Origin of the sequence: Buttiauxella warmboldiae, assembly GCF_003818135.1 — a bacterium.
In the GTDB taxonomy this organism is placed as follows: domain Bacteria; phylum Pseudomonadota; class Gammaproteobacteria; order Enterobacterales; family Enterobacteriaceae; genus Buttiauxella; species Buttiauxella warmboldiae.
Window position 1 is genome coordinate 1 of record NZ_RPOH01000120.1, and the last position, 955, is coordinate 955.

The 955-nt window shown below is 63.1% G+C and carries 1 protein-coding gene; it reads left to right on the forward strand.

Annotated features, from left to right (window positions below; genetic code table 11):
* Positions 1–955, forward strand: a 955-nt coding sequence (locus tag EHN07_RS20235; RefSeq protein ID WP_124025799.1) for an Ig-like domain-containing protein, incomplete at both ends; no start/stop codon positions are given.

The following is a 955-nucleotide window of genomic DNA, read 5'->3' on the forward strand; positions in this document are numbered from 1 at the left end:
CTTCACGGGAACGGTGGAAGTTCAACACGACGGCTCGCTGGGCTACCGTATTCCGGTCACTACCACCGATCTGGTAAGCGGCCAGACGGTGCAGGCCACCATCACCACCACCGATGTGGCGGGTAACACCGCCACAGCCAGCGCCGAGCATGCGGTCGGCGTGGATATGGGGGCAGAGGTGGGGATCACCGTGCATCCGGTTGCCGGGGATGATGTGATTAACGCCGCAGAAAGTGCGGCAGCCACCACCCCGGTCACGGGCACGGTCAGCGGTGATGCGAAAGCCGGTGACACGGTGACGCTGACGGTGAACGGCCATGCCTTCACGGGGACGGTGGAAGTTCAACACGACGGCTCGCTGGGCTACCGTATTCCGGTCACTACCACCGATCTGGTAAGCGGCCAGACGGTGCAGGCCACCATCACCACCACTGATGCGGCGGGCAACACTGCCACAGCCAGTGCTGACCATGCGGTCGGCGTGGATATGGGGGCTGAGGTGGGGATCACTGTGCATCCGGTTGCCGGAGATGATGTGATTAACGCCGCAGAAAGTGCGGCAGCCACCACCCCGGTCACGGGCACGGTCAGCGGTGATGCGAAAGCCGGTGACACGGTGACGCTGACGGTGAACGGCCAGACCTTTACCGGTCCGGTGCAGGATCTGGGTAACGGTCAGCTTGGTTACAGTATTCCGGTCACTACCACCGATCTGGTAAGCGGTCAGAAGGTGCACGCCACCATCACCACCACCGATGCGGCAGGCAACACTGCCAGCGCCAGCGCTGACCATGCGGTCGGCGTGGATAGGGAAGCAGAGGCGGGGATCACCGTGCATCCGGTAACCGCGGATGGGGTGATTAATGCCTCGGAAAGCACAGAAAGCCTGACACCAGTCACGGGCACGGTCAGCGGCGATGCGAAAGCCGGTGATGCGGTGACGCTGACGGTGAAC